Origin of the sequence: Curtobacterium pomorum (assembly GCF_044497295.1) — a bacterium.
Taxonomy (GTDB): domain Bacteria; phylum Actinomycetota; class Actinomycetes; order Actinomycetales; family Microbacteriaceae; genus Curtobacterium.
In genome coordinates, this window is sequence record NZ_CP172409.1 from 2,225,196 (window position 1) to 2,251,344 (window position 26,149).

The 26,149-nt window shown below is 71.7% G+C and carries 24 protein-coding genes and 1 tRNA gene; 3 read left to right on the forward strand and 22 right to left on the reverse strand.

The features are described from left to right. Window positions 1-35 precede the first annotated feature (35 nt). Window positions 36-404 (forward strand): PaaI family thioesterase, encoded by a 369-nt coding sequence (locus tag ACGH48_RS10655; protein ID WP_340197692.1) that lies wholly within the window; start codon window positions 36-38, stop codon window positions 402-404. A 7-nt stretch (window positions 405-411) separates the two neighbouring features. On the opposite strand, the gene ACGH48_RS10660 is transcribed toward ACGH48_RS10655, so the two are convergent. The 5 genes from ACGH48_RS10660 to ACGH48_RS10680 form a co-directional block, all read right to left on the reverse strand. Further along, a complete protein-coding gene (locus tag ACGH48_RS10660; RefSeq protein WP_214546945.1) occupies window positions 412-882 on the reverse strand; it encodes a GNAT family N-acetyltransferase in 471 nt (156 codons plus the stop codon). 104 nt (window positions 883-986) lie between these two features. After that, window positions 987-1,592: an ANTAR domain-containing response regulator gene (locus ACGH48_RS10665; RefSeq protein WP_022905562.1), complete on the reverse strand. Its 606-nt coding sequence runs from the start codon at window positions 1,590-1,592 to the stop codon at window positions 987-989. A gap of 69 nt (window positions 1,593-1,661) precedes the next feature. After that, window positions 1,662-1,743 (reverse strand) — tRNA-Leu (locus tag ACGH48_RS10670). A 12-nt stretch (window positions 1,744-1,755) separates the two neighbouring features. After that, window positions 1,756-3,261: an ATP-binding protein gene (locus ACGH48_RS10675; protein ID WP_396288537.1), complete on the reverse strand. Its 1,506-nt coding sequence runs from the start codon at window positions 3,259-3,261 to the stop codon at window positions 1,756-1,758. Then, window positions 3,258-3,941, reverse strand: a complete 684-nt coding sequence (locus ACGH48_RS10680) for a response regulator transcription factor (protein WP_340197646.1) — start codon at window positions 3,939-3,941, stop codon at window positions 3,258-3,260. Before ACGH48_RS10680 ends, ACGH48_RS10675 begins: the two co-directional genes overlap by 4 nt. A 147-nt stretch (window positions 3,942-4,088) precedes the next feature. On the opposite strand from ACGH48_RS10680, the gene ACGH48_RS10685 reads away from it, so the two are divergent. Next, window positions 4,089-4,499 carry a hypothetical protein gene (locus ACGH48_RS10685; RefSeq protein ID WP_396288539.1) on the forward strand — a complete coding sequence of 137 codons (411 nt, stop codon included), beginning with the start codon at window positions 4,089-4,091 and terminating at the stop codon, window positions 4,497-4,499. A 79-nt stretch (window positions 4,500-4,578) separates the two neighbouring features. Here ACGH48_RS10685 and ACGH48_RS10690 read toward each other — a convergent pair whose 3' ends face one another. Genes ACGH48_RS10690 through ACGH48_RS10700 form a run of 3 tightly spaced genes read right to left on the reverse strand, consistent with a single transcriptional unit; the run spans window position 4,579 to window position 7,749 of the window. After that, window positions 4,579-5,757, reverse strand: a complete 1,179-nt coding sequence (locus tag ACGH48_RS10690; RefSeq protein ID WP_396288541.1) for a GAF domain-containing protein — start codon at window positions 5,755-5,757, stop codon at window positions 4,579-4,581. A gap of 52 nt (window positions 5,758-5,809) precedes the next feature. Then, window positions 5,810-6,208 (reverse strand): DUF779 domain-containing protein, encoded by a 399-nt coding sequence (locus ACGH48_RS10695; protein ID WP_396288543.1) that lies wholly within the window; start codon window positions 6,206-6,208, stop codon window positions 5,810-5,812. Next, on the reverse strand, window positions 6,208-7,749 hold the full coding sequence (locus ACGH48_RS10700; RefSeq protein ID WP_396288545.1) for an aldehyde dehydrogenase family protein: 1,542 nt from the start codon (window positions 7,747-7,749) through the stop codon (window positions 6,208-6,210). The genes ACGH48_RS10695 and ACGH48_RS10700 overlap by 1 nt, the downstream gene beginning before the upstream one ends. A 150-nt stretch (window positions 7,750-7,899) precedes the next feature. Here ACGH48_RS10700 and ACGH48_RS10705 point away from each other — a divergent pair, with 150 nt between their 5' ends. After that, window positions 7,900-8,439 carry an HdeD family acid-resistance protein gene (locus ACGH48_RS10705; protein WP_185021342.1) on the forward strand — a complete coding sequence of 180 codons (540 nt, stop codon included), beginning with the start codon at window positions 7,900-7,902 and terminating at the stop codon, window positions 8,437-8,439. Here ACGH48_RS10705 and ACGH48_RS10710 read toward each other — a convergent pair. The 14 genes from ACGH48_RS10710 to hisG all read right to left on the reverse strand — a co-directional run bounded on the left by ACGH48_RS10710 (window position 8,436) and on the right by hisG (window position 26,099). Further along, window positions 8,436-9,542 carry a VIT1/CCC1 transporter family protein gene (locus ACGH48_RS10710; protein WP_396288547.1) on the reverse strand — a complete coding sequence of 369 codons (1,107 nt, stop codon included), beginning with the start codon at window positions 9,540-9,542 and terminating at the stop codon, window positions 8,436-8,438. The two genes, ACGH48_RS10705 and ACGH48_RS10710, sit on opposite strands and share 4 nt — an antisense overlap. A 268-nt stretch (window positions 9,543-9,810) precedes the next feature. Further along, window positions 9,811-11,256: a pyruvate kinase gene (gene pyk / locus ACGH48_RS10715; RefSeq protein WP_111083936.1), complete on the reverse strand. Its 1,446-nt coding sequence runs from the start codon at window positions 11,254-11,256 to the stop codon at window positions 9,811-9,813. Between the two features lie 105 nt (window positions 11,257-11,361). Then, window positions 11,362-12,822 carry a glutamate synthase subunit beta gene (locus ACGH48_RS10720; RefSeq protein ID WP_123312479.1) on the reverse strand — a complete coding sequence of 487 codons (1,461 nt, stop codon included), beginning with the start codon at window positions 12,820-12,822 and terminating at the stop codon, window positions 11,362-11,364. 53 nt (window positions 12,823-12,875) lie between these two features. Beyond that, complete coding sequence (gene gltB / locus ACGH48_RS10725) at window positions 12,876-17,393, reverse strand: glutamate synthase large subunit (RefSeq protein WP_396291120.1); 4,518 nt, start codon at window positions 17,391-17,393, stop codon at window positions 12,876-12,878. Window positions 17,394-17,595: 202 nt separating this feature from the next. Then, window positions 17,596-18,594: a prolipoprotein diacylglyceryl transferase gene (gene lgt / locus ACGH48_RS10730; protein ID WP_396288550.1), complete on the reverse strand. Its 999-nt coding sequence runs from the start codon at window positions 18,592-18,594 to the stop codon at window positions 17,596-17,598. Between the two features lie 98 nt (window positions 18,595-18,692). Beyond that, window positions 18,693-19,487: a tryptophan synthase subunit alpha gene (trpA, locus tag ACGH48_RS10735; protein WP_396288552.1), complete on the reverse strand. Its 795-nt coding sequence runs from the start codon at window positions 19,485-19,487 to the stop codon at window positions 18,693-18,695. After that, a complete protein-coding gene (gene trpB, locus ACGH48_RS10740; protein WP_123312475.1) occupies window positions 19,484-20,698 on the reverse strand; it encodes a tryptophan synthase subunit beta in 1,215 nt (404 codons plus the stop codon). The genes trpA and trpB overlap by 4 nt, the downstream gene beginning before the upstream one ends. A gap of 64 nt (window positions 20,699-20,762) precedes the next feature. After that, window positions 20,763-21,548, reverse strand: a complete 786-nt coding sequence (trpC, locus tag ACGH48_RS10745; RefSeq protein WP_123313093.1) for an indole-3-glycerol phosphate synthase TrpC — start codon at window positions 21,546-21,548, stop codon at window positions 20,763-20,765. A gap of 16 nt (window positions 21,549-21,564) precedes the next feature. Next, window positions 21,565-21,804, reverse strand: coding sequence for an HGxxPAAW family protein (locus tag ACGH48_RS10750; RefSeq protein ID WP_185021341.1), 240 nt, complete (start codon window positions 21,802-21,804; stop codon window positions 21,565-21,567). Continuing rightward, the gene (locus tag ACGH48_RS10755) at window positions 21,801-22,466 is read right to left on the reverse strand and encodes a Trp biosynthesis-associated membrane protein (protein WP_396288554.1); all 666 of its coding nucleotides are present in this window, start codon (window positions 22,464-22,466) and stop codon (window positions 21,801-21,803) included. The genes ACGH48_RS10750 and ACGH48_RS10755 overlap by 4 nt, the downstream gene beginning before the upstream one ends. Then, window positions 22,463-24,007, reverse strand: coding sequence for an anthranilate synthase component I (locus ACGH48_RS10760; protein ID WP_396288556.1), 1,545 nt, complete (start codon window positions 24,005-24,007; stop codon window positions 22,463-22,465). Before ACGH48_RS10760 ends, ACGH48_RS10755 begins: the two co-directional genes overlap by 4 nt. Further along, complete coding sequence (gene hisI, locus ACGH48_RS10765) at window positions 24,004-24,426, reverse strand: phosphoribosyl-AMP cyclohydrolase (protein WP_123312469.1); 423 nt, start codon at window positions 24,424-24,426, stop codon at window positions 24,004-24,006. Before hisI ends, ACGH48_RS10760 begins: the two co-directional genes overlap by 4 nt. Before the next feature lie 51 nt (window positions 24,427-24,477). Further along, a complete protein-coding gene (gene hisF, locus ACGH48_RS10770; protein WP_260233020.1) occupies window positions 24,478-25,263 on the reverse strand; it encodes an imidazole glycerol phosphate synthase subunit HisF in 786 nt (261 codons plus the stop codon). Further along, on the reverse strand, window positions 25,260-26,099 hold the full coding sequence (hisG, locus tag ACGH48_RS10775) for an ATP phosphoribosyltransferase (RefSeq protein WP_123312468.1): 840 nt from the start codon (window positions 26,097-26,099) through the stop codon (window positions 25,260-25,262). The genes hisF and hisG overlap by 4 nt, the downstream gene beginning before the upstream one ends. Window positions 26,100-26,149 lie beyond the last annotated feature (50 nt).

The following is a 26,149-nucleotide window of genomic DNA, read 5'->3' on the forward strand; positions in this document are numbered from 1 at the left end:
CCGGGAACGTCGACGAGCGCCTCGCGGCCCGCGGAATGGGTGAGCTCGCCGACAAGATGGGCATGGTCATCACCGAGATGACGGCCGACCGTGCCGTCGGCAGCATCCCGGTCGAGGGCAACCGCCAGCCGGTCGGCCTGCTGCACGGGGGCGCCTACGTCGTCCTCGCCGAGAGCCTCGGTTCGATGGCCGCCAACGTGCACGCCGGCGAGGGCCGCTACGCCGTCGGCATCGAGCTGAACGCCTCGCACACCCGCAGCGCCACGTCCGGCACCGTCACCGGCGTCTGCACCGCGATCCACCTCGGCAGCACGCTCACCACGCACGAGATCGTGATCACGGACGACCAGGGGCGGCGCTGCTCCACCGTCCGCATCACCAACCTCATCCGCGAGGCACGCTGAACCGTCGTCAGTCCTCGGGCGGACGCTGCAGCAACAGGCGCGCATCGCCGAAGCCGAGACGCCGGTAGAGCCGCTCGCCGTCGACGCTCGAGTGCACCGAGGTCCGCTCGACGCCGAGGTCGTCGGCTATGTCGAGCAGTGCCGTGACGAGCCGTCCGGCGACACCGAGCCCGCGCAGGTCGGGGTGCACGTACACGGTCTGCACGTCGGCGGTCAGGCGTCGCCCCGGCCGGTCCGGGGTCGGCGGCCGGGCGACGAGCCCGAGCCACGCCATGCCGAGGACCGCGCCGTCGCGCTCCGCGACCACGCACCGGTGCGTGTCCGGGTGCTCCAGGGCGAAGGCCGTCATCGCCGCGCGGTAGTCGTCCGGCGTCGCGGCCGGCTCGGCGCCGCCCTCGCCGACGCTCCACCGCCACCGCAGGTCGGCCACCGCAGGCATGTCGTCAGGCCGGGAGGCCCGGATCACCACGTCGTCCACGGCTCCAGCCTGCCAGGTGGTCGCCTCCACCGCCCCACGCGTCCGGGAACGCAGCAGCGCCGCCGGACCGGGGTCCGACGGCGCTGGTGTGAGCGACGGTGGTGCTACTTCTTGGCGCTGAGCTGCTCGATGATCGCCTTGGCGACGTCGTGCATGGTCAGGCGGCGGTCCATCGAGGCCTTCTGGATCCAGCGGAACGCCTCGGGCTCGGTGAGGCCCATCTTCTCGTTGAGCAGGCCCTTGGCGCGGTCGACGAGCTTGCGCGTCTCGAAGCGCTCGACCAGGTCGGCGACCTCGGCCTCGAGCGTGATGATCTGCTGGTGCCGCGAGAGGGCGATCTCGATCGCGGGGAGCAGGTCGTTCGGCGTGAACGGCTTGACCACGTAGGCCAGCGCGCCGGCCTCGGTGGCACGCTCGACGAGGTCCTTCTGGCTGAACGCCGTGAGGAGGACCACCGGAGCGATGTGGTTCTTGGACAGCTTCTCGGCTGCGGAGATGCCGTCGAGCTGGGGCATCTTGACGTCCATCACGACGAGGTCGGGACGGAGGTCGGTGGCGAGCTGCACGGCGGTCTCGCCGTCGCCGGCCTCACCGACCACGTCGAACCCGTTGTCGCGGAGGATCTCGACGATGTCGAGGCGGATGAGCGACTCGTCCTCGGCGACGACGACGCGACGGGGTGCTGTTGCAGTTGCTTCTGTGTCACTCACAGCCGCAAGCCTACTAGACGTCAGAAGTGCTTCATGTCAGCACACGACTCAGGTTGCCAGAAAGCGTTGTACGAGTGGCGGGACTTGAACCCGCACGCCGTGAGGCAGAGCATTTTGAGTGCCCCGTGTCTGCCGATTCCACCACACTCGCGAGGCCTCCAGGCTAGCAGGACCCCCGCCCCTCGACCGCCGCCGGCAGCCGCAGCTCGAACACCGCACCGCCGAGCAGGCCGACCTCGTGGCCTCCGCCGTCCTCGGCGTGCTGCAGGGACCCGCCGTGCGCCTCGGCGATGCCCCGAGCGATCGGCAGTCCCAGTCCGGCCCCGCCGGAACGGGCGTCGCGAGCGGCCTCGAGCCGGACGAGTCGGTCGAAGACCCGCACGCGGTCCTGCACCGGGATGCCCGGACCGTCGTCCTCCACCCGGACCACGGGGCCCGTTCCCCGGTCGTCGAGCGTGACGACGATCCTGCCCGCGGGTCCGGCAGCGCGGGCGGCGTTGTCGACGAGGTTGGCGACGACCTGGGCGAGCCGCTCGGCGTCGACGTCGGCGCACACGGCCCGCTCGGGCACCACGACCTCGAGCGCGACGGACGGCAGCCGCAACCGCAGCCGGTCGCCCTCCGCCACGAGGACGGCGCCGAGGTCCACCGGTCGTCGGTCGAGTTCGATCCCCCGGTCGAGCCGGGCCATCGTGAGCATGTCCTCGACGAGCCGCGCGGCGCGGTCTGCCTGGCGGACGACGTGCACGGCGAGCACCTCGCGCGTGGCGACGTCGCCGCCGCCGCGCACGAGCGTGTCGGCCGCCGCACGGACCCCGGCGACCGGCGTGCGCAGCTCGTGCGCGGCGTCGGAGAGGAACGAGCGGACCCGTGCCTCCGCGGCGACGGCCTCGCGCTCCGCGCCCTCGACGGCGTCGAGCATCTCGTCCATGGCGACGGCGACGCGACCGATCTCGGTGTCCTGGCGCGAGGGTCGGAGGCGCCGGCCGCGGTCGCCGCCCGCGATCGACCGCGCGGTCGTCGCCATCTCGTCGAGCGGCCGCAGGGACCGACGGACGACGAGCACCACACCGAGGACGGCGACCCCGAGGAACGCCGCGGAGGCACCGCCCATCACCCAGCCGAGTTGCACCAGGGTGTCCTGCACGTCGCGAATGCCGACGGTCAGCGTGATGCGGGTGCCGTCGTCGAGCCGGCTCACGAGGGTGAGCACCCCGTCGCCCTCGCGCACGGACGACGACGAGATCGTGGCGCCGTCCGCGGTGGTCGTCGGCGTCGCCGCGGCCGTGGGTGCGGTCCCACCGGCGAGTCCGCTGCCGCGCGGTACGGTCGCCGGCAGGCCGCCTGGGTCCGGCGGGCCCGCCCGCAGCTGGTCCGGCGTCGGACCGGCCTCGACGGCCCCGCCGTCCGGCCCGACGATGCGCACCGACAACCCCTGCGCGGAGAGCCGGTCGGCGAGGTCCTCGGCGTCGACGGTCCCGACGAGTGCGGCGGCGGCCGATGCCCGGTCGCGGAGCCGGTCCTCTGCCTGGGCGCGCAGCCGGATGCCGAGCAGCACCTCGACGGCGACCGCCAGTCCGGCCAGCAGGACCGCGAGCAGGACCACGATCGCGACGACCGTGCGCAGCCGCAACGACGTCGTCCGGAGCGGGCCGCTCTCGCCCGTCACGCCGCCGTCCGCTCGTCGCTCAGCCGGTACCCGATGCCGCGGACGGTGTGCACGAGCCGCGGCCCGTGCGCCTCCATCTTCCGTCGGAGGGCGCTGAGGTGGACCTCGACGACGTTCGCCGCGACGTCGTCGTAGCCCCACACCTGCGTCGTGATCTGCCCCTTCGACACGGTGCGACCCCGGCTCTCGGCGAGGAACCGCAGCAGTCGGAACTCCGTCGCGGTGAGGTCGAGCAGGACCCCGGCACGCCGAGCGGTGGCGGCGTCCGGGTCGAGGACGAGGTCGCCGACCTCGACGACCGACGGGATCCGCCCGCGCCGCCGGAGCACCGCCGTCACCCGCGCAACCAGCTCGGCCATCGCGAACGGCTTCACCACGTAGTCGTCGGCGCCCTCGGCGAAGCCGCGCAACCGCTCGTCGAGCTCGTCCCGCGCGGTCATCATCACGACGGCGGCGTCCGAGGTGGAGCGCACCCGCCCGGCGAGCACGATGCCGCTCGGCCCGGGCAGCATCCAGTCCAGCAGGACGAGGTCGGGTGCGGCGCGGCGGAGGTCCTCGACGAGGTCGCGTCCGTCGGACGCCTCGGCGACGGTGAAGCCCTCGGCACGCAGCGTCGTCGCGACGGAGGTCCGGATGGAGTCGTCGTCGTCGACGACCAGGATTCGAGCGGGAACAGGCACGGCGGACACCGTAGGGCGCTCCAGCAGCCGCCGACCATGGAGGACGCTGGAGAACCCCTGTGCTTCAGGCATGCTTCAGATTCGGACTCGAGCGTCGTCTCCAGCGGCGGATCACCCGGATCTGCCCGGTCACGGAACGGAACCACCATGTTCGACGAACGAGACGACTCGACCACCACCGCCACCCCGCGACGCGGCGCACTCCTGCGACGGGTCGGGATCGGCACGGCCGCGGCCGCGGTGCTGGTGCTCGGCGGGTTCGGCATCGCCACGGCGAACGCCGCGACGACCACCCCGGCGCCGAGCGCCCCGACTGGTGCACCGAGCGGTGCTCCGACCAGCGCGACCACACCGGCCCCGGTTCCGTCGGACGGCGACACCGCGACGGTGCCCGCACCGCCCGAGGGCGGCCCCGCGACGACGCCCGGCTGCCCGGCACTGCCGACGGCCGGCGATCCAGCGACCGTGCCCGCGCCGCCGAAGGGCCACGAGGGGAAGGCCCCGACCCCGCCGGACCCCGACGCGACCACCACGCCGGCGCCGACCTCTGGTTCCTGATCACCAGGCCGGGAGGCGCGCGCCGTCGGCGATCTCGACCGCGCGGGGCGCGCCTCCAGGCCGGGTCGTCGCGACCGACTCAGGGACCCTCGAGCGCCTCGATCGCCGCCACGAGACCGGCCCGTCGCGGCGACCGCCGCGGCAGGACCGCGAGCAGCGCGCGGAGCACGCGGCCGTCCGCTGCGCCGTCGGGCGTCCGCGCCCACGCGAGCAGCGCCTCGACACTGCCGTCCGCGACGACCGACTCGCGGAACCGACCGCGCACCAGGTCGCGCACGGCGTCCACCCCCGGCGCAGCCGACCCCGGCAGGACCGGCCCGGTGTACCGGTCGACGGCCTGGAGGCGCGCCCCGCGGTCGAGCGCGGAGAGCACGGTGTCGACGTCGGTCGCCATCCCGGTCACCCGGTACGGACGCGACGTCACGGTCACGCCCGACGCGTGCTCCGCGAGGACACGTCGGAGCCGCACCACCTCGGCGCGCAGCGTGACGACGGCACCGGCGTCGCCGTACACCGCGTGCGCGAGGTCGGCTGCCGCCAACCCGTCGGGGTGGGCGGCGAGGACGACCAGGAGCTCGGAGTGCCGCGCGGACAGCTGCACCCGGCGGTCGCGGATGCGCAGCACGGCGGTGTCGGTGCCGAGGACCGTCAGTTCCGCGCCGGGCGCGGCCGGCGTCGGCACGGCGGGTCCGGGGACCCGGCTCGCGGCGAGGGCGAGCCGCGCCTCGGCGGCGGCGACCGTGGCGGCGAGGAGCGAGAGGGTGTGCCGTTCGACCGCCCGGTCGTCGCCCGTCAGGTCGAGCACACCGACGGTGGAGCCGTGGGCGTCGTGCACGGGGACGGCGGTGCACGACCACGGCTTCACGGCGTTGGCGTAGTGCTCGTCAGAGCGGATCTGCACCGGCCGGTCGAGACGCAGGGCGGTGCCGGGTGCGCTCGTGCCGACGCGGTCCTCGGCCCAGTCGGCCCCGGGGACGAAGCCCATGTCCTCTGCCGCTCGTCGGGCCGTCCGCGCGCCGTCGACCCACACGAGCCGGCCGGAGGCGTCCCCGACCGCCAGGACGCAGCCGGCGGAGCGGGTGTCGTCGAGCAGGAGGTGCCGGACGACGGGCAGCAGGGTGGCCAGCGGGCCGTCACGGCGGGCGGCGTCGAGCTCGTCGTCGCCGAGGGCGAGTGCGGGGACCGCGTCCGGGTCGACCGCCGCGGACCGCCGCCAGGACGCGGCGACGAGCGGGCGGAGCCGGTCGGGTGCGCGCATGCGTCCTCCGATCGACCCCACCCGCCGCACCGTCGCGACGAGTACGGCCAGCCTACGTCCGGCGTGCGACCGGGACCAGGCCGAGATCCGCCAGCTCGGCGTCGTCGAACATCCGCGACCGGGTCAGGAACCGCTTGCCCTCGGGGCTCTCGACCGAGAACCCGCCGCCGCGCCCGTCGACGACGTCGATGGTGAGGTGCGTGTACTTCCAGTACTCGAACTGCGACACCGACATGTAGACCTCGACGGGGTCGATGCCGTCCACCTGGAGCGCCCCCAACAACACGTCGCCGGAACCGGTCCGGAACATGCCGACCGGGTAGCACATCGGGCTCGATCCGTCGCAGCAGCCGCCCGACTGGTGGAACATCAGGGGGCCGTGCCGGGCGGCGAGGGTGCGCAGCAGCTCCCCCGCCGCCGGCGTGACCGCCACGCGTGCGGTGTCGGGCATCAGAAGAAGCCCATCGGACCGTCCGCGTAGGACACGAGCAGGTTCTTCGTCTGCTGGTAGTGGTCGAGCATCATCTTGTGGTTCTCCCGCCCGATGCCGGACTGCTTGTACCCGCCGAACGCCGCACCCGCGGGGTACTGGTGGTACGTGTTCGACCACACCCGTCCGGCCTGGATGTCCCGACCGGCGCGGTACAGGGTCGTCGCCTCGCGACTCCACACCCCGGCGCCGAGTCCGTACAGGGTGTCGTTGGCCGTGGCGATCGCGTCGTCGTAGCCGCTGAAGGACGTCAGCGCGAGGACCGGACCGAAGATCTCCTCCTGGAAGATCCGCATCGAGTTGACGCCCTCGAACACCGTCGGCGTGACGTAGTACCCGCCGGACAGTTCGCCACCGAGGTCCGCGCGTTCCCCGCCGGTGAGCAGCTTCGCGCCCTCCTGCTTGCCGATGTCGATGTAGCTCAGGATCTTCTCGAGCTGGTCGTTCGACGCCTGCGCGCCGATCATCGTGGAGAGGTCGAGCGGGTGCCCCTGCTTGACGGCGCGCACCCGGTCGAGGCCGTCGGCGACGAACCCGTCGTAGATCTCCTTCGCCACCAGCGCCCGGGACGGGCAGGTGCAGACCTCGCCCTGGTTGAGGTTGAAGAAGGTGAAGCCCTCGAGCGCCTTGTCGTAGAACGAGTCCTTCTCGGCGGCGACGTCCGGGAAGAACACGTTCGGGCTCTTGCCGCCGAGCTCGAGCGTCACCGGGATGAGGCTCTGCGAGGCGTACTGCATGATCAACCGGCCGGTGGTGGTCTCGCCGGTGAACGCGATCTTCCGGATGTCCGGGTGCTGGGCGAGCGGCGCGCCGACCTCGATGCCGAACCCGTTGACGACGTTGAGGACGCCGGCGGGCAGCAGGTCGCGGATGAGCTCGACGAGGACATGGATCGAGGCCGGAGTCTGCTCGGCGGGCTTCAGCACGACGCAGTTGCCCGCTGCCAGGGCGGGTGCGAGCTTCCACACGGCCATCAGGATCGGGAAGTTCCAGGGGATGATCTGCCCGACCACGCCGAGGGGTTCGTGGAAGTGGTACGCCACGGTGTCGTGGTCGATCTCGCCAGCCGAGCCCTCCTGCGCGCGGATCGCCCCGGCGAAGTAGCGGAAGTGGTCGATCGCGAGCGGGATGTCGGCACCGAGCGTCTCGCGGATCGGCTTGCCGTTCTCCCACGTCTCGGCGACGGCGAGCATCTCGAGGTGCTCCTCCATCCGGTCGGCGATCTTGTTGAGGATGATCGCGCGCTCGGCGGCGCTCGTCCTCCCCCAGCTCGGGAACGCCTTCCAGCCCGCTGCCACCGCGCGGTCCACGTCGGTGGAGTCCCCGCGGGCGACCTCGGTGAAGACCTTGCCGGTGACGGGGGTCGGGTTCTCGAAGTACTGCCCACTCGCCGAGGGGACGTACTCGCCGCCGATGAAGTGGTCGTACCGCGACCGGTACTGGACGAGGGAGCCCGGTTCACCGGGTGCCGCGTAGGTGGTGGGCGATGGTGCGATGGTCATGGTGGTGGCCTTTCGACGACGTTGTCGGGGCACGTTCGGATCGCGTGCCTGCTCGCACGGTACGTCGGCGGGGGTTGCATCCGGTTGCACCGGCTCGCCGTCGGCCGGGTAGCGTTCGGGACTCCAGCGGTCCGATCAGGAGGAGTGTCCGTGGATTCTCGTGCCGTCCGCACGTTCCGGGTGTTCGTCGTCGTCACCGCGGTCGTCGCGATCGCCCTGGGGATCGTCGCCATCGCGTGGCCGCGGCCGTCGCTCGTCGTCGTCGCACTGCTGTTCGGCGTCTACCTCGTCGTCGCCGGCGCCCTGCGGGTCGTGGCGTCGGTGCGGGGACACGGGACGCCGACGGTCTGGCGGTGGACGTCCGGCGTGGTGGGCGCGCTCGTCGCGGTCGCCGGCCTGGTGGCGCTGCTCGATCCCGCGATCCCCCTGGTCGTCTACGCCGTGCTCGCCGGGGTCGGATTCGTCGTCGAGGGCATCGTCTCGATCGTCGGCGGCTTCGTCGGCCACCCGGGTTCGTCCCGGGTGCCGACCCTGGTGAGCGGGGTGCTCTCGATCCTCGGCGGTGTGGTCGTGCTCGTCGCGCCGGGCCTCGCGCTCACCGTGTTCATGGTCTTCGCAGGCATCGCGCTCATCGTCGTCGGCGCCGCGGCCCTGCTGCTGCTGCCCCCACGCGCCGCCCTCCGCCGCTAGGCGGCACCCGTCCCGAACAGCAGTCCGAGCGCGTACGTCACCACCGCGGCACCGAACCCGATCGCGAGCTGCCGGAACGCCCGCTTGCCCGGCGACGCCCCGCTGAGGACCCCGACGACCGCTCCGGTGCCGAGCAGCGCGAGCCCGACGAGCGTGCCGGCCACCGCGATGGCCGCCCACCCCTGCATGCCGAACAGGAACGGCAGCACCGGGATGATCGCGCCCGAGGCGAAGAACAGGAAGCTCGACACCGCGGCGCTCAGGCCGTTCCCGACCGCCTCGTGGTCGTCGGCGACGGGCACCGGGCCGGTCGCCGGACGACGCTCGCCGATGCCGGACAGCACGTGGGCAGCGTGCTCGGTCGCCTCGGCCTCGGACATGCCACGGGCCCGGTACACCAGGGCCAGCTCGTTCGCGTCGACGTCGAGGTCCGCCACGGCACGTCCCGCCTCGGGGTGCGGTGCGGACGCCTCGAGCAGTTCGCGCTGCGAGCGCACGGAGACGTACTCCCCCGCTCCCATCGAGAGGGCGCCGGCGAGCAGACCGGCGATGCCGCTCAGCAGGACGAAGTGCCGGTCCGCACCCGAGGCGCTGATGCCGATGATGAGCGCCAGGTTCGACACGAGTCCGTCGTTGGCGCCGAAGACCGCCGCGCGGAACGTGCCCGACAGCCGCATGCGGCCGCGGTTCGCCAGCCCGCGGACGACCTCGCCGTGGATGCGCTCGTCGGCCGCCATGCTCGCGGTCGCGTCGTCGTCGTCGGCGTACGGCGAGCGGTCCTCGGCGCGCTGCATCAACGCGAGGACGAAGACCGACCCGAACCGCTTGGCCAGCGTCGCGAGGACGCGGGTGCGCAGGCTGCCGCGCTGCGGACGCCCGACGTCGTCGCCGAGCAGGTCGAGCCAGTGCTGCTCGTGCCGTCCCTCGGCCTCGGCCAGGGCGGCGAGGATCTCGCGTTCCTCTCCGGACCGCCGCGCGGCGAGGTTGCGGTAGACCGCCGCCTCCGCACGCTCGTCGGCCAGGTAGCGGCGCCAGCGGCGGACGTCGGCGCGCGGCGCCGTGGATGCGGAGGCGGTGTCGTCCTGGAGGCTCACCCCGCCCATCCTGCCCGCACGGCGGTCCGGTCGCGCCCCGGCTCCACCCCACCGAGCGCGCCCCGAGCGTCGACGCCCGTCGGGAACCCCACAGCCGCGCCCTGCAGACGCCGTCGCGCCCCGGTGTGCGGGGGCGCGACGACCACGGCGGGGCGCAGCCGCGGCGCGTCCAGCGTCCGGCGTCCGGGCGGGACGCGACAGGGCGCGGACCGGAGGCGACGCGTGTTCGTGCGCCGGGCCTCCCGTCCGCGCCCTGTCGGCGTCGGGATCCTGCGGATCAGTCCCGCACGTAGGCCGGAGCGGCCTCGGCGTGGGCGTCGCCCACCCGGTGCACGCGCAGGTCGTTCGTCGAGCCCTCGATGCCGGGAGGGGAACCGGCCGTCACGATGACGCGGTCGCCGGGGGCGGCCAGGCCGTTCTCGAGCAGGACGTCGTCCACCTGCGAGAAGAGCTCGTCGGTGTGGGTCTTGCGCTCGACGAGGAACGACCGGACACCCCAGGTGAGCGCCATGCGGCGACGCGTCGCCTCGTTCGGGGTGAAGGCGATGATCGGCAGGCCGTGGCGCAGACGCGACATGCGTCGCGCGGAGTCGCCGGACTCGGTGAACACGCAGAGGTACGAGGCCTCGGTGAACTCCGCGATCTCGACCGCGGCGAGCGTGATCGCACCGCCGAGGGTGCGCGGCTTGGTGCCGAGCGGCGCGATGCGCTCGAGGCCGTGGTCCTCGGTCGACTCGACGATGCGGGCCATCGTGCGGACCGTCTGCACCGGGTACTCACCGACGCTCGTCTCGCCCGAGAGCATGACCGCGTCCGCGCCGTCGAGCACGGCGTTCGCGACGTCGGAGGTCTCCGCGCGCGTCGGGATCGGCGACGAGATCATCGACTCGAGCATCTGCGTCGCGACGATGACCGGCTTCGCCATGCGGCGGGACAGCTCCACGGCGCGCTTCTGCACGATCGGGACGGCCTCGAGCGGCAGCTCGACGCCGAGGTCACCGCGGGCGACCATGATGCTGTCGAAGGCGTCGATGATCTCCTCGAGCGCGTCGACGGCCTGCGGCTTCTCGACCTTGGCGATGACGGGCAGGCGCTTGCCCTCCTCGTCCATGATCTCGTGGGCACGGTCGACGTCGGCGGCGTTGCGCACGAACGACAGCGCGATGAGGTCGGCGCCCTGACGGATCGCCCACCGGAGGTCGGCCTCGTCCTTCTCGCTCAGCGCGGGGACGTTGACGGCGACGCCGGGCAGGTTGATGCCCTTGTTGTTCGACACCGTGCCGCCGACGACGACCTCGGTGCGGACGCGGACGCCGTCGGTGTCGAGCACGCGCAGGCGGACGCGACCGTCGTCGATGAGCAGCGGGTCGCCGGGCTTGACGTCCTGGGGCAGGCCCTTGAACGTCGTGCCGCAGATCTCCTTGGAGCCGGGGACGTCCTCGGTCGTGATGGTGAACACGTCGCCGACCGCGAGGTCGTGCGGGCCGTCGGCGAACTTGGCCAGACGGATCTTCGGACCCTGCAGGTCGACGAGGATCGCGACGGGCTTGCCGAGTTCCTCGGCCGCGCGACGGACGTTCACGTAGTTGGCCTCGTGGACGCTGTAGTCACCGTGGCTGAGGTTGAGTCGGGCGACGTCGACGCCCGCTTCGATGATCTCCTTGACGGTCTCGTAGTCCGACGTTGCCGGTCCGAGCGTCGAAACGATCTTTGCGCGTCTCAATGGATTCCTTCGTGGTGGTGGATGGTGCTTGGGTTTCCGCGCTGTGGGGCCGCGCGGAACGAAGCGAGGCCACCAGCACCTTATCGAGTGCGGGTGGCCCCTCGGTCACGAGATCGAGATCGCGCGGTCCGTCGCCTTCACCGGCGCGGGCAGGATCGTCGAGCCCTCGAGGTACTCGTCCACCTTCGCCGCCGCGGCTCGCCCCTCGGCGATCGCCCAGACGATCAGGGACTGCCCGCGGCCGGCGTCGCCGGCGACGAACACGCCCGCCTCGTTCGTCGTGTAGTCGGCGCGGCGGTCGAGCGCACCGGACACCGTGGTCGGCAGCCCGAGCTGCGGCTCGATCGTGTCCGCCTCGGGGCCGGTGAAGCCCATCGCGACGAGGACGAGGTCTGCGGGAATCTCGCGCTCGGAGCCGGCCTTCGGCACGCGACGGCCGTCGAGGTACTCGGTCTCGGCGACACGGAGGGCACGGACCTCGCCGGCCTCGTTCGCCAGGAACTCGACCGTCGAGGCGAGGAAGTGCCGCTCGCCGCCCTCTTCGTGGGCGCTCGTGACCTCGAACACGGTCGGGAACATCGGCCACGGCTGCTCGGACGGACGCTCCAGCGGCGGCTGCTTGCCGATCGCCAGGTTCGTCACGCTCAGCGCGCCCTGCCGGTGTGCGGTACCGATGCAGTCCGCCCCGGTGTCGCCGCCGCCGATGACGACGACGTGCTTGCCCTCGGCGGTCAGCTGGTTGTCGACCCGGGTGCCGGCGTTCGCCTTGTTCTGCTGGACGAGGTAGTCCATCGCGAAGTGCACGCCCTCGAGGTCGCGCCCCGGGATCGGCAGGTCACGCGGCACCGTGGCGCCGGTGGCCACCACGACCGCGTCGTAGCGCGACTTCAGGTCGTCCCAGGTGATGTCGCGGCCGATCTCGACGCCCGCACGGAAGCGGGTGCCCTCGGCCTGCATCTGGGAGAGGCGCGCGTCGATCTGGCGCTTCTCCATCTTGAAGTCGGGGATCCCGTAGCGGAGCAGCCCGCCGATGCGGTCGTCGCGCTCGTAGACGGCGACGGTGTGCCCGGCGCGTGTGAGCTGCTGCGCGGCGGCGAGCCCGGCGGGGCCGGACCCCACGACGGCGACGGTCTTGCCCGTCAGACGCTCCGGCGGGTGGGGGGTGACCCAACCGTTCTGGAACGCGTCGTCGATGATCGAGACCTCGACCTGCTTGATCGTCACCGGCGGCTGGTTGATGCCGAGCACGCACGAGGACTCGCACGGGGCGGGGCACAGCCGGCCCGTGAACTCCGGGAAGTTGTTCGTCGCGTGCAGCCGCTCGATGGCCTGCCGGCCCTCACCGCGCCAGGTGAGGTCGTTCCACTCCGGGATCAGGTTGCCGAGGGGGCAGCCCTGGTGGCAGAACGGCACGCCGCAGTCCATGCAGCGGCCGGCCTGGCGCTTGAGGGCGCCGGACTCCTGCTGCTCGTAGACCTCTTTCCAGTCCATGAGCCGGACGGGCACGGGTCGCCGTGCCGGGAGTTCGCGTTCCTGGACCTTGAGGAATCCCTTGGGGTCAGCCACCGGTCACCTCCGAGGTCGTGTTGGGTGCTGCCTGTTCCGGACGTGCGTGACGGTCAGCCACCGGTCACCTCCATGATTCGGTTCCACACGACGTCGCCGTCGGGGTCGAGCCCCTCGTCGACGGCGCGTTGGCGGGTCTCGAGCACCGCTGCGTAGTCCCGCGGCAGCACCTTGACGAAGTCGCTCAGGTCGCCGGACTCGAGCAGGTCGGATGCCAGCGTCGAACCGGTCTCCTCGGCGTGCCGGGTGAGCAGGTCGGTGACGATCTCGACGTCGGCGCTGTCCAGTGCCTCGAGTCGCAGCTCGCCGGTCGCGAGCGCGTCGGTGTTGACGTGCTCCTCGCGCAGACCGCGGACGTACGCGGTGCCGCCGGACATGCCGGCGCCGAGGTTGCGGCCGGTCTCGCCCAGGATGAGGGCGAGGCCGCCGGTCATGTACTCGAGCGCGTGGTCGCCCACACCCTCGACCACGGCGGTCGCACCCGAGTTGCGCACCAGGAACCGCTCGCCCGCGATGCCGCGGATGAACATGCTGCCCTGGGTCGCGCCGTAGCCGATCACGTTGCCGGCGATGACGTTCTGCGCCGGGTCGAAGCCGGAACCGGCGTCGGGGCGCACGATGATCTCACCGCCGGACAGGCCCTTGCCGACGTAGTCGTTGCTGTCGCCGACGAGTCGCAGCGTGATGCCGGCCGGCATGAACGCGCCGAGCGACTGTCCGGCCGAACCACGCAGCGTGACGTCGATCGAGCCACTGGGCAGCCCGTGCTCGCCGTACCGCTTCGTGACCTCGTGGCCGAGCATCGTGCCGACCGCGCGTTCGGTGTTGCGGATGGGCAGGTCGAGGGCGATCGAGCCGCCGTGGTCGAGCACGTCGGCGGTCTGCTGGATCAGGCCCACGTCGAAGTGGTGCTCGAGCTCGTGGTCCTGCTCGCGCTGGTGGCGACGCGGCTCGGCGGCCTCGAAGTGGGGGCCCGCGAGCACCGGGGCGAGGTCCAGCCCGGACGCCTTCCAGTGCTCGAGGGCACGGTCGACGTCGAGCGCGTCGGACTGGCCGATCGCCTCGTCGAGCGTGCGGAACCCGAGCTCGGCGAGGAGCTCCCGCACTTCCTGCGCGATGAACTCGAAGAAGTTCACGACGAACTCGGGCTTGCCGGAGAAACGCTTGCGGAGCTCGGGGTTCTGCGTCGCGACGCCCACCGGGCAGGTGTCGAGGTGGCAGACCCGCATCAGGATGCAGCCCTCGACGACGAGCGGGGCGGTGGCGAAGCCGTACTCCTCGGCGCCGAGGAGCGCCGCCACGACGACGTCGCGCCCGGTCTTCATCTGACCGTCGACCTGCACGACGACGCGGTCGCGCATGCCGTTGAGCATGAGCGTCTGCTGCGTCTCGGCGAGACCGATCTCCCACGGGGTGCCGGCGTGCTTGAGCGAGTTGAGCGGGGACGCGCCCGTTCCACCGTCGTGGCCGGACACGAGCACGACGTCGGCCAGGGCCTTCGTCACGCCGGCCGCGACCGCACCGATGCCGGACTGGCTCACGAGCTTGACGTGGACGCGGGCGGCCGGGTTGGCGCGCTTCACGTCGAAGATCAGCTGCTTGAGGTCCTCGATCGAGTAGATGTCGTGGTGCGGCGGCGGCGAGATGAGGCCGACGCCGGCCGTGGCGTGCCGGGTGCGGGCGACCCACGGGTACACCTTCTGCGGGGGCAGCTGGCCGCCCTCGCCCGGCTTCGCACCCTGCGCCATCTTCAGCTGGATGTCGGTGGCGTGGGTGAGGTACATGCTCGTCACGCCGAACCGTCCGGAGGCGACCTGCTTGATCGCGCTGCGGCGCTCGGGGTCGAGCAGCCGGTCGACGTCCTCGCCGCCCTCGCCCGTGTTCGAGCGACCACCGAGACGGTTCATCGCGATGGCGAGGGTCTCGTGGGCTTCCTTCGAGATGGAGCCGTACGACATCGCGCCGGTGTTGAAGCGCTTGACGATGGACTCGATCGACTCGACCTCGTCGAGCGCGACGGGCTTGCGGAGCCCGTGCTTGAACCGGAACAGCCCACGGAGCGTCATGAGCTCCTCGGACTGGTCGTCCACGGCGCTCGAGTACTCGCGGAAGATGTCGTAGCGGCGCGCACGGGTGGCGTGCTGCAGCCGGAAGACGGTGTCCGGGTTGAACAGGTGCGGGGGTCCCTCGCGACGCCACTGGTACTCGCCGCCGGTCTGCAGCCGCTCGTGCGAGAGCACCGCGCCGTCCTGCGGGTACGCCTGGGCGTGCCGCTCGGCGTTCTCCTTCGCGATGACGTCGATGTCGACGCCGCCGAGGATCGACGACGTACCGGTGAAGTACTTGTCGACGAACTCCTGGCTGAGCCCGACTGCTTCGAACGCCTGCGCACCGGCGTAGCTCGACACGGTCGAGATGCCCATCTTCGACATGATCTTCAGGACGCCCTTGCCGAGCGCCTTGATCACGTTCTTGACGGCCTGCTCCGGGGTGATCCCCGTGATCATGCCGGCCCGGACCAGGTTCTCGCAGGTCTCCATCGCGAGGTACGGGTTGATCGCCGAGGCGCCGTACCCGATGAGCGTGGCCACGTGGTGGACCTCGCGCACGTCGCCGGCCTCGACGATCAGACCGACCTTCATGCGCTGCTCGGTGCGGATCAGGTGGTGGTGCACGGCGGCGAGGAGCAACAGGCTCGGCACGGGCGCCTGCTCGGCGTTGCCGTCGCGGTCGGACAGCACGATGAACTGCTTCCCCGACTCGATGGCGGCGTCGACCTCGTCACACACCGCGGCGATGCGCTTCTGCATCGCCTTCTTGCCGGCGTCGACGCGGTACAGGCCCTTGATCGTGACGGTCAGGTGCCGACCCGACTCGGTCTCGAAGTGCTGCACCTTGGCGAGCTGGTCGTTGTCGATCACCGGGAAGTCGAGCGTGATCTGCTTCGCGTGCTCGGGCCCGGCCGACAGGAGGTTGCGCTCCGGACCGAGGCCCATGCCCATCGAGGTGATGACCTGCTCGCGGATCGAGTCGAGCGGCGGGTTCGTCACCTGCGCGAACTGCTGCGTGAAGTAGTCGAACAGCAGCCGCGGCCGCTGGGAGAGCACGGCGATCGGGGTGTCGGAGCCCATCGCGCCGAGCGGTTCCGCGCCGACCTGCGCCATCGGGCGGAGCAGGATGCGGACCTCTTCTTCGGTGTACCCGAACGCACGCTGCCGACGGGTGACCGATGCCGGGGTGTGCACGATGTGCTCACGGTCGGGCAGGTCGTTCAGGTTGATGCGGCCCTCGTCGAGCCACTCGCCCCACGGGCCGGACGACGCCAGACCCTGCTTGACCTCGTCGTCCTCGATGATGCGGCCGGCCTCGGTGTCCACCAGGAACATCCGGCCGGGGCGCAGACGCCCCTTGCGGACGACCTTCGCGGCGGGCACGTCGATGACACCGGTCTCGGACCCCATGACGATGAGGCCGTCGTCGGTGACGAGGAAGCGTCCGGGGCGCAGCCCGTTGCGGTCGAGCGTCGCGCCGACGAGCGAACCGTCGGTGAACGTGATGGCGGCCGGACCGTCCCACGGCTCCATGAGCATCGAGTGGTACTCGTAGAACGCGCGGAGATCCGGGTCCATCCCGACCTGGTTCTCCCATGCCTCCGGCACCATCATCGACACCGCGTGCGGCAACGTCCGGCCGGTCAGGGTGAGGAGCTCGAGGACCTCGTCGAACGACGCCGAGTCGCTCGCACCGGGGCTCACGATCGGCAGCAGCGGAGCCATGTCGCCGAGCAGTTCGCTCTCGAGCTGGGACTGCCGTGCGCGCATCCAGTTGCGGTTCCCCCGCACCGTGTTGATCTCGCCGTTGTGCGCGATCGTCCGGAACGGCTGGGCGAGCGGCCACGACGGGAAGGTGTTGGTGGAGTAGCGCGAGTGCACGATCGCGAGCTTCGAGGCGAAGCGCTCGTCACTGAGGTCCGGGTAGAACGGCTCGAGCTGCAGCGTCGTGACCATGCCCTTGTAGACCATGGTGCGGCTCGACAGCGACATGAAGTACAGGTCGTTCGCGTGCTCGGCGCGCTTGCGGAGACGGAAGGTCTGGCGGTCCAGGGCGATGCCGCTCCACGACGCGCCGTGCACGTCGTGCCGCACCGAGGCGACGAACAGCTGCTCGAACGCGGGCATGGCGGCACGGGCCAGGGTGCCGAGCACGTCGGGGCGCACCGGGACCTCACGCCAGCCGAGGACCTTCAAGCCTTCTTCGCGGGCGAGCCGCTCGACGGCGCCCTTCGCCGCGTGCCGGTCGCCCTCGTCCTTCGGCAGGTAGGCGGTGCCGACCGCGTACTCCCCCGCCGCCGGCAGGTCGAACGGCACCACGGCGCGCAGGAACTCGTCCGGCACCTGGCACAGGATGCCCGCGCCGTCGCCGGTGCCCGCGTCCGAACCGACGGCACCGCGGTGCTCGAGGTTGCGGAGGGCGCCGAGCGCGGCGTCGACGATGTCGTGGCCGGGCGTCCCACGCAGTGTCGCGACCATCGCGAGACCGCAGGCGTCCTTCTCGTTCGCCGGGTCGTACATGCCGGTGGCGTCGGGGATCGCCGAGAACCGACGGTGCGCCGGCACGAGGTTCTTCGGTGCCGAGGGCTGGAGTGGCTGGAGCGCCATGGGGGAACCGTCCTCACGAGGAAGTGGAACAGGGACAGCGGTGGCCCGGTGGTGCGTTCCGCCCGGACGGGGCGGGACTGGTGCCCGTGCCCCGCTTGTGGCGGGGAGGGTGCTCCTAGGCGCGGTCAGTGGGAGTCGTGACCGCTCCGGAGCCCTGGACCACGAGGTCGTCGTCGTCGCCCTCGTGCTCCGAGAAGGTGTCGTCGGAGTCTACATCGGACTTCGGACGCGGCTCGCGACCGGGCAGGTACGGGCTCGGCTCCTTGCCGGTGTGCCGTCGGGTCTGCACGATGAAGATGACGATGCCGAGCAGGATGGCGGCGAAGGACATCCAGACGTTCGTGCGGATGCCCGCGAACGTCTCGCTGGTGTCGACGCGGATCGACTCGAGGAACGACCGGCCGACCCCGTACCAGATCAGGTACAGGGCGAGGACCTTGCCCCACTGCAGCGTGAACTTGCGGTCGAGCAGCAGGATGACGACGACGCCCAGGACGTTCCAGATGATCTCGTACAGGAACGTCGGGTGGAACAGCGTGCCCTCGGGCAGGCCCTTCGGGAACGCGGCGTTCGTCGACTCGATCTGCAGGCCCCAGGGCAGGCTGGTCGGCATGCCGAAGAGCTCGTGGTTGAAGTAGTTGCCGAGCCGGCCGAACGCCTGCGCCAGCAGCACCCCGGGCACGACCGCGTCGATGAAGGACGTGAACCGCAGACCGACCTGTCGGCAGCCGATCCACGCACCGACGGAACCGAGGATCAGGGCGCCGAAGATGGCGAGCCCGCCCTCCCAGATGTACAGGAACGACAGCGGGTCGATGCCGGGGCCGAAGTAGTCGGACACGTGCGTGAACACGTGGAAGAGCCGACCACCGATGATCCCGGCGGGCACCGCCCAGATCGCGATGTCGATGATGATCCAGCGCTCCACCCCGCGTGCGTTGAGGCGGTGGTTGGCGAGCAGCACCGCGGCGACGATCCCGAGCAGGATGCAGATCGCGTAGGCGTGGATGCGGAAGTCGAGCGGCAGCGACCAACCGAACGCGTCGCGCAGCCAGGCGGTCAGGTCGAAGTACTGCCAGGCGGTGCTCGGGCTCGGGATGCTCAGGAGGGGCATGGAGGAACGGTCGCCTTTCGGAACTGACGGGGCGCGGTGTCGACGTGTCGTCGGCCCCGCTCACTGTAGCGCGGGTCGTGGGCCCGCCAGGAACTGGACTAGGAGCGGCGGGCGCCGGTGGTGAGGTCGGCGGCGCGGTCGGCGACCCCCTGCACGCCGAGGTCGGCCAGGGCCCGGACGAACGCCGAGCCGACGATCGCACCGTCCGCGTACTCGAGCACCTCGGCGACCTGCTCGGCGGTCGAGATGCCGAGCCCGACGCAGGTGCGTGCGACGCCGGCGTCGCGGAGTCGGGAGACCACGGTGCGCGCAGCGACGTCGACGCCGGCACGCGCTCCGGTGACGCCCATCGTCGACACGGCGTAGACGAAGCCGCGGCTCGCCGCCACCGCCTGCTGCATCCGGGCGTCGGAGGAGGACGGTGCCGCGAGGAAGACACGGTCGAGTCCGGTCCGCTCCGACGACGACATCCACTCGGTGGCTTCGTCGGGGATCAGGTCGGGCGTGATGAGGCCTGCGGCACCCGCGGCGACGAGGTCGTCGGCGAACCGGTCCACGCCGTAGCGGAGCACCGGGTTCCAGTACGTCATCACGAGCACCGGCACGTCCGCGCGCTCGGTGATCTGGTGCACGGCGTCGAAGACCTGCGCGACCCGGAAGCCGTTCGCCAGGCTCTCCTCCGCCGCACGCTGGATGACGGGGCCGTCCATGACGGGATCGGAGTACGGCAGGCCGAACTCGATGACGTCCACGCCGTTCTCGGCGAGGGCGACGGCGGCGTCGACACTGGTCTGCACGTCGGGGTAGCCGGCGGGCAGGTAGCCGACGACGGCACCGGCACGCTCGGCGTTGGCGGTGTCGATCGTCGTGGCGACGGTCTGGTTCGTGGTCACAGCTGCACCGCGTTCTCGTCGAGGATGCCGAAGTAGCGACTGGCGGACGCGACGTCCTTGTCACCACGGCCGGACAGGTTCACGAGCACGACGCCCTCGGGGCCGAGCTCCTTGCCGAGCTTGATCGCACCCGCCAGGGCGTGCGACGACTCGATCGCAGGGATGATGCCCTCGGTCTGGCTGAGCAGACGGAACGCCTCCATCGCCTCGGTGTCGGTGATCGGCGCGTACTTCGCACGGCCGATCGACGCCAGGTAGGCGTGCTCCGGCCCGACGCTCGGGTAGTCGAGCCCGGCGGAGATGCTGTGGCTCTCGATGGTCTGGCCGTCCTCGTCCTGCATGAGGTACGACTTCGCACCCTGCAGGACGCCTTCGCGTCCGAGGGTGATGCTCGCGGCGTGCCGACCGGTCTCGACGCCGTCGCCGCCGGCCTCGAAGCCGTGCAGCGCGACGGACTCGTCGTCGAGGAACGCCTCGAAGATGCCCATCGCGTTCGAGCCGCCACCGACGCACGCGGCGACGGCGTCCGGCAGACGGCCGACGCGGTCGAGGACCTGCTGGCGGGCCTCTTCGCCGATCACCTTGTGGAACTCGCGCACCATCTCCGGGAACGGGTGCGGGCCGGCGACCGTGCCGAGCAGGTAGTGGGTCGAGTCGACGTTCGCCACCCAGTCGCGGAGTGCCTCGTTGATGGCGTCCTTGAGGGTGCGCGATCCGGTCTCGACCGGGATCACCTCGGCACCGAGCAACCGCATCCTGGCGACGTTGAGCGCCTGGCGCTCGGTGTCCACGGCGCCCATGTACACGACGCAGTCCATGCCGAACAGCGCCGCGGCGGTCGCGGTGGCCACGCCGTGCTGGCCGGCACCGGTCTCCGCGATGAGGCGGGTCTTGCCGAGCCGTCGGGCAACGAGCGCCTGGCCGAGCACGTTGTTGATCTTGTGCGAACCGGTGTGGTTGAGGTCCTCGCGCTTGAGGATCACCCGGGCACCGCCGGCGTGCTTCGCGAACCGCGGCACCTCGGTGATGATCGACGGACGCCCGGTGTAGTCGCGCTGGAGCTCGTCGAGTTCCGCACGGAACGCCGGGTCGGCCCAGGCCGTGCGGAAGGCTGCCTCGAGCTCGTCGAGCGCGAGGACGAGCGACTCGGGGACGAAGCGTCCCCCGAAGTCACCGAAGTAGGGGCCGTGCAGGTCGCGGAGTGAGGTCACGATGGGTCTTCCCGGGACGAGTCCGACGCACCGGGCTGGGCCGGTGGTCGGACGGGTGGAACGTTCAGCCGCGGTCGGCGGCCTCGATGAACGACGCGAGGGTGGTGGCGGGGTCGGCACCGGTGACGAGCGCTTCCCCGACGAGGACGACGTCGGCACCCGCGGCGCGGTAGTGGGCGACGTCGTCGGGACCCGCCACGGCCGACTCCGCGACGCGCACGACCCCGTCGGGGATGCGGTCGGCGAGGGACCCGAACAGGTCGCGGTCGAGCGAGAAGTCGGTGAGGTCGCGCGCGTTGACGCCGAGGATCCGCGCGCCGGCGTCGAGGCCACGGGAGACCTCGTCGGCGGAGTGCGCCTCGACCAGCACGCGCATGCCGAGCTCTTCCGCCAGCGTGTGGAGCTCGACCAGCTGCTGCTGCTCGAGTGCTGCCACGATGAGCAGCACCACGTCGGCGCCGGCAGCCCGTGCCTCGACGACCTGGTACGGGTCGGCGATGAAGTCCTTGCGCAGGACGGGGACGCCGACACGGGCCTTGACGGCTTCGAGGTCGGCGAGGCTGCCGAGGAACTTGCGCCCCTCGGTCAGGACGCTGATCGTCGACGCGCCGCCGCGCTCGTAGTCGGCAGCGAGTGCGGCCGGGTCCTCGATCGGGGCCATCGAGCCGCGGGACGGGCTGGCGCGTTTGACCTCGGCGAGGATCTTCACCCGGTCGCCGGGGGCGAGGAACGCGAGGGCGTCGAGCGGCGACGCCACCCGGTCGAGGTCGCGTTCGACGTCCGAGTAGGGACGGTCGACACGACGGGCGGCGGCGTCCTCGAGCGCGCCCGCGACGAGGGTCTCGAGCACGTTCGGCATGCGAGTCCTACTCGGCGTGGTGCTTGGCGACGTACTTCGGACCGTTGACGCCGTAGCCCGCCTTCGCCATGACCGCGCCGATGACCAGCCCGATGACGACGACCGCGGCAGAGGCCCAGACGCCCCACGCCTGGTCGAACCAGAAGAACAGCGTGCCTGCCGCGAATCCGATCAGCATGATCACGACGGCGGTCCAGGCGGCCGGCGAGTGGCCTTCGCCGAGTTCTGCGGGCTCAGTGTTGCTCACGGTGCTCCTCGTTCTGCTCCGGCGTCGTCGGTCGACCGACGCCCATCCGATCCTACCGTGCCGGCGGTCGGGTCGACCCCAGCACTGAGGTCGTCCCAGTCCACGACGGCGTCACGCTCGACCGGTGCCTTCGCGCGGGCGTCGGCCGCAGCGCCGGCCGTGGCCGCGCCGTACTTCCGGCTCGGTCCGGGCCAGGAGCGCTGCACCACGATGACGACGATGCCGAGCAGCACGGCGAGCACGCCACCCGCGATCCCGACGGCCGGCCAGAGCGACACGTCCACTCCGGACACGACACGGCGCACGGCGGCCAGGTCGCTGACCCCGGCCACCTCGCCGACCGCACCCTTCGCGGCGGCGATCGGGTCGCTGAGGGAGGTGATGCCGCTGACCACGACGCCGACGCCGAGCAGGATCTCGACGCACGCGAGCACGACGCGCAGGACCCGGCCCGCGATCGTCATCGCGAGGAACAGCGCCAGGCTCGCGATCGCCAGGGCGGTGTACTGCGGCACCACCGCGGCTCCGTCGGCGTCGACCGTCGAGGTGACCGCAGCACCGGCGTGCAGGTCCACCGTGAACCAGGTCTGCGTCCACGAGAGCATGATGACGCCGGCGACGAGCAGCCCGGCGACGACGACGATCGGGCGCGAGCGCTTCACGAGCGCACCTCGCGCATCCGGTTCGCCGTGGCCACGGCCCGCAGCGGTGCGGCCGCCTTGTTGATGGTCTCCTCGTGCTCGGTCGCGGGGTCGGAGTCGGCCACCAGGCCGGCGCCCGCCTGCACGCGGGCCACGCCGTCCTTGATGAGGGCAGTCCGGATCGCGATCGCGATGTCCGCGTCGCCGGCGAAGTCGAAGTACCCGACGACCCCGGCGTAGGCACCGCGCTTCGCCGGTTCGAGCTCGTCGATGATCTCCAGCGCGCGGGGCTTCGGCGCGCCCGACAGCGTGCCCGCCGGGAACGTCGCCCGGAACACGTCGATGGCGGTCATCCCCGGCCGCACCGCACCCTCGACGCTCGACACCAGGTGCATGATGTGGCTGAACCGCTCGACCGTCATGAACTCGGTGACCGCGACGCTGCCGGGCTCGCAGACCTTCTGCAGGTCGTTGCGGGCCAGGTCGACGAGCATCAGGTGCTCGGCGCGCTCCTTCGGGTCGTCGAGCAGGTCGTCGCCGAACCGGACGTCCTCCTCCGGGGTCGCACCGCGCGGGCGCGACCCGGCGATCGGGTGCGTGATGGCGCGGCCGGACTGCACCTTCACCAGCGCCTCGGGCGAAGCACCGACGATCCAGTAGCGCTCGTCGGCGGTGTCCGCCAGGGCGAGGAAGTACATGTAGGGACTCGGGTTCAGGGTCCGGAGCACGCGGTACACGTCGAGCGGGTCGGCCGTCACCTCGTGGTCGAACCGCTGCGAGACGACGACCTGGAACACGTCGCCGTCGCGGATGAACTCCTTGGAGCGCTCGACCGCGGCCATGTACTCGTCCGGCGTGGAGCGGTGCGTCGGCGTCGGCTCGGCGATCTCGAAGGCCTCGGCGACGGTCGCGGCACTCGGCTGCACCAGGTCGGCCTGCAGGCGGTCGAGGCGGCGGTGCGCGTCGGCCCACAGGGTGTCCGCGTCGTCGGTGCCGTCGTTGAGCACGCTCGCGACGAGCAGGACGAGCCCCGTGCGGTGGTCGAGCGCGACGAGCTCGGAGACGAACGACAGCGCCTGTCCGGGCACGTCGAAGTCGGCCGGCGGCACGTTCGGCAGGTGCTCCAGCTGGCGGACGGCCTCCCAGCCGATGAACCCGACGGTCCCGCCGACGAGCGGCGGCGAGCCGGGCACCCGCGGCGTTGCCCAGCGCTCGTGCAGGCGCGCGAGGACCTCGAGCGGTTCGCCGTCGAGCGAGCCGACGGCGCGCTCGGCGTCGATGCCGGTGCCGATCCAGGCGGCACGGTCGCCCTCCTGCGTCAGGACGCCGAAGCTCCGCACGCCGACGAACGACCAGCGCGACCAGAGGCCGCCCTGGCCGGCGGACTCGAGCAGGAACGACCCGGGACGGCCGTCGGCGAGCTTGCGGTAGACGCCGACCGGCGTCTCGCTGTCGGCGTACAGCGCGCGCACCACCGGGACGACACGGTGGGCGCCCAGCAGGGCGTCGAACTCCGGCCGGGAGGTCGTGTGCGGCGCGTCGGAGATCGTCGCGGTCGTCATCGGGTCGCCTCCACTGCCGTCTCGGCCGGGGCAGACGCGGTCGCGTCCGTCGGCGCAGATGCGGTCACGGGCGCGAGCGGGTCGACGTCGAAGCACCGGTGCGCACCGGTGTGGCAGGCCGCCCCGACCTGCTGCACCGTGACGAGGAGCGTGTCGTCGTCGCAGTCCAGCGCGGCACCGCGGACGTACTGGGCGTGCCCCGAGGTGTCGCCCTTCCGCCAGTACTCGTTCCGCGACCGCGACCAGAAGGTCACGCGTCCCTCGGTGAGGGTGCGGCGGAGCGCTTCCCGGTCCATGTACCCGAGCATGAGGACGTCCTTCGACGACTCCTCTTGCACGATGGCGGGGAGCAGCCCATCCGCACCGAAACGTGCGCGGTCGAGGACCGCCTCGGTGTCGGTGCTGGTGCTGTCGGTCATGAGACTCCTAGCCTACGGCGGCGGATCGGCGGAAGGCGGCGGTTCGGCGCTTCAGCGGACGGCGTGGCCGGTCGCGCGCAGCGCGGCCTTGACGTCGCCCACCGTCATCTCGCCACGGTGGAAGACGGACGCGGCGAGGAGGGCATCCGCACCCGCGTCGACGGCGGGGGCGAAGTGCTCGACCCGACCCGCGCCTCCCGAGGCGATGACCGGGACGCGCGCGACCGAGCGCACCGCGGTCACGAGTTCGAGGTCGAACCCGTTCTTCGTGCCGTCCGCGTCGATGGAGTTGACGAGCAGCTCCCCCGCGCCGCGCTCGACGGCGTCACGCGCCCAGGCGATCGCGTCGATGTCCGTCTCGGTGCGGCCGCCGTGCGTGGTGACCACGAAGCCGGACGCGGTCCGGTCGGAGCGCTTGACGTCGAGCGACAGCACGACGGCCTGCGCGCCGAAGCGGTCGGCGATCTCGCCGACCAGGTCGGGCCGGGCGATCGCGGCGCTGTTCACGCCGATCTTGTCCGCGCCGCACTGCTGCAGGCGGGAGACGTCGTCGACGGAGCGGACGCCGCCGCCCACCGTGAGCGGGATGAAGACCTGCTCGGCGGTGCGGGTGACCGTGTCGTACATCGTGGCGCGGTTCTCGACCGTGGCGCCCACGTCGAGGAAGGTCAGCTCGTCGGCACCCTGCTCGTAGTAGCGGGCGGCGAGCTCGACGGGGTCACCGGCGTCCTGCAGGTCGAGGAAGTTGACGCCCTTGACGACCCGGCCGCCCTTGACGTCGAGGCACGGGATGACCCGGACGGCCACGCCGCCGAGCGCCGTGGCTGCCGCGGTCACAGTCGGGCCGCGTGGATCGGGCTGACGAGGATCGCACGGGCGCCGAGGTCGTACAGGGCGTCCATGATCAGGTTGGCGTCGTCGCGCGGGATCATCACGCGCACCGCGGACCAGTCGCGGCCGTGCAGCGGCGACACCGTCGGCGACTCGATGCCGGAGGCGACCGCCGTCGCCTGCTCGAGCAGGGCGGTCGGGATGTCGTAGTCGAGCATGACGTAGCCGCGGGCGACGAGCACGCCCTGCAGCCGACGACGGAGCACGTCGATGCCGGGGATCGTCTCGTCGGTCGACACCAGCAGTGCCGTCGACTCGAGGATGACCGGGCCGAAGATCTCGAGGCCGGCCTGTCGCAGCGTGCTGCCCGTCGACACGACGTCGGCCACGGCGTCGGCGACCCCGAGGCGCACGGCGCTCTCGACCGCGCCGTCGAGCTTGACGAGCGTGGCGGTCACGCCGTGGCGGGTGAGGAAGTCCCCCACCAGGCCCGGGTAGCTCGTCGCGACGCGGACCCCGTCGAGGTCCTGCAGGGTGCTGAAGCGGCCCGGCGTGCCGGCGAACCGGAAGGTGGAGTCCGCGAAGCCGAGCGCGTCGACCTCGTGCGCCTCGGATCCGGAGTCGAGCAGCAGGTCGCGCCCGGTGATGCCGACGTCGAGCGCACCGGAACCGACGTACGTCGCGATGTCGCGCGGGCGGAGGAAGAAGAACTCGACACCGTTGCGCTCGTCGAGCAGGTGCAGCGCCTTCGGGTCACGCCGACCGGCGTACCCGGCCTCGCGCAGCATGTCGGACGCGGTCTCGGACAGGGAACCCTTGTTGGGCACGGCGATGCGGAGCATCAGGAGGTCTGCTTTCTGGTCGGGAGCATGACGGATCGAGGTCGGTGCAC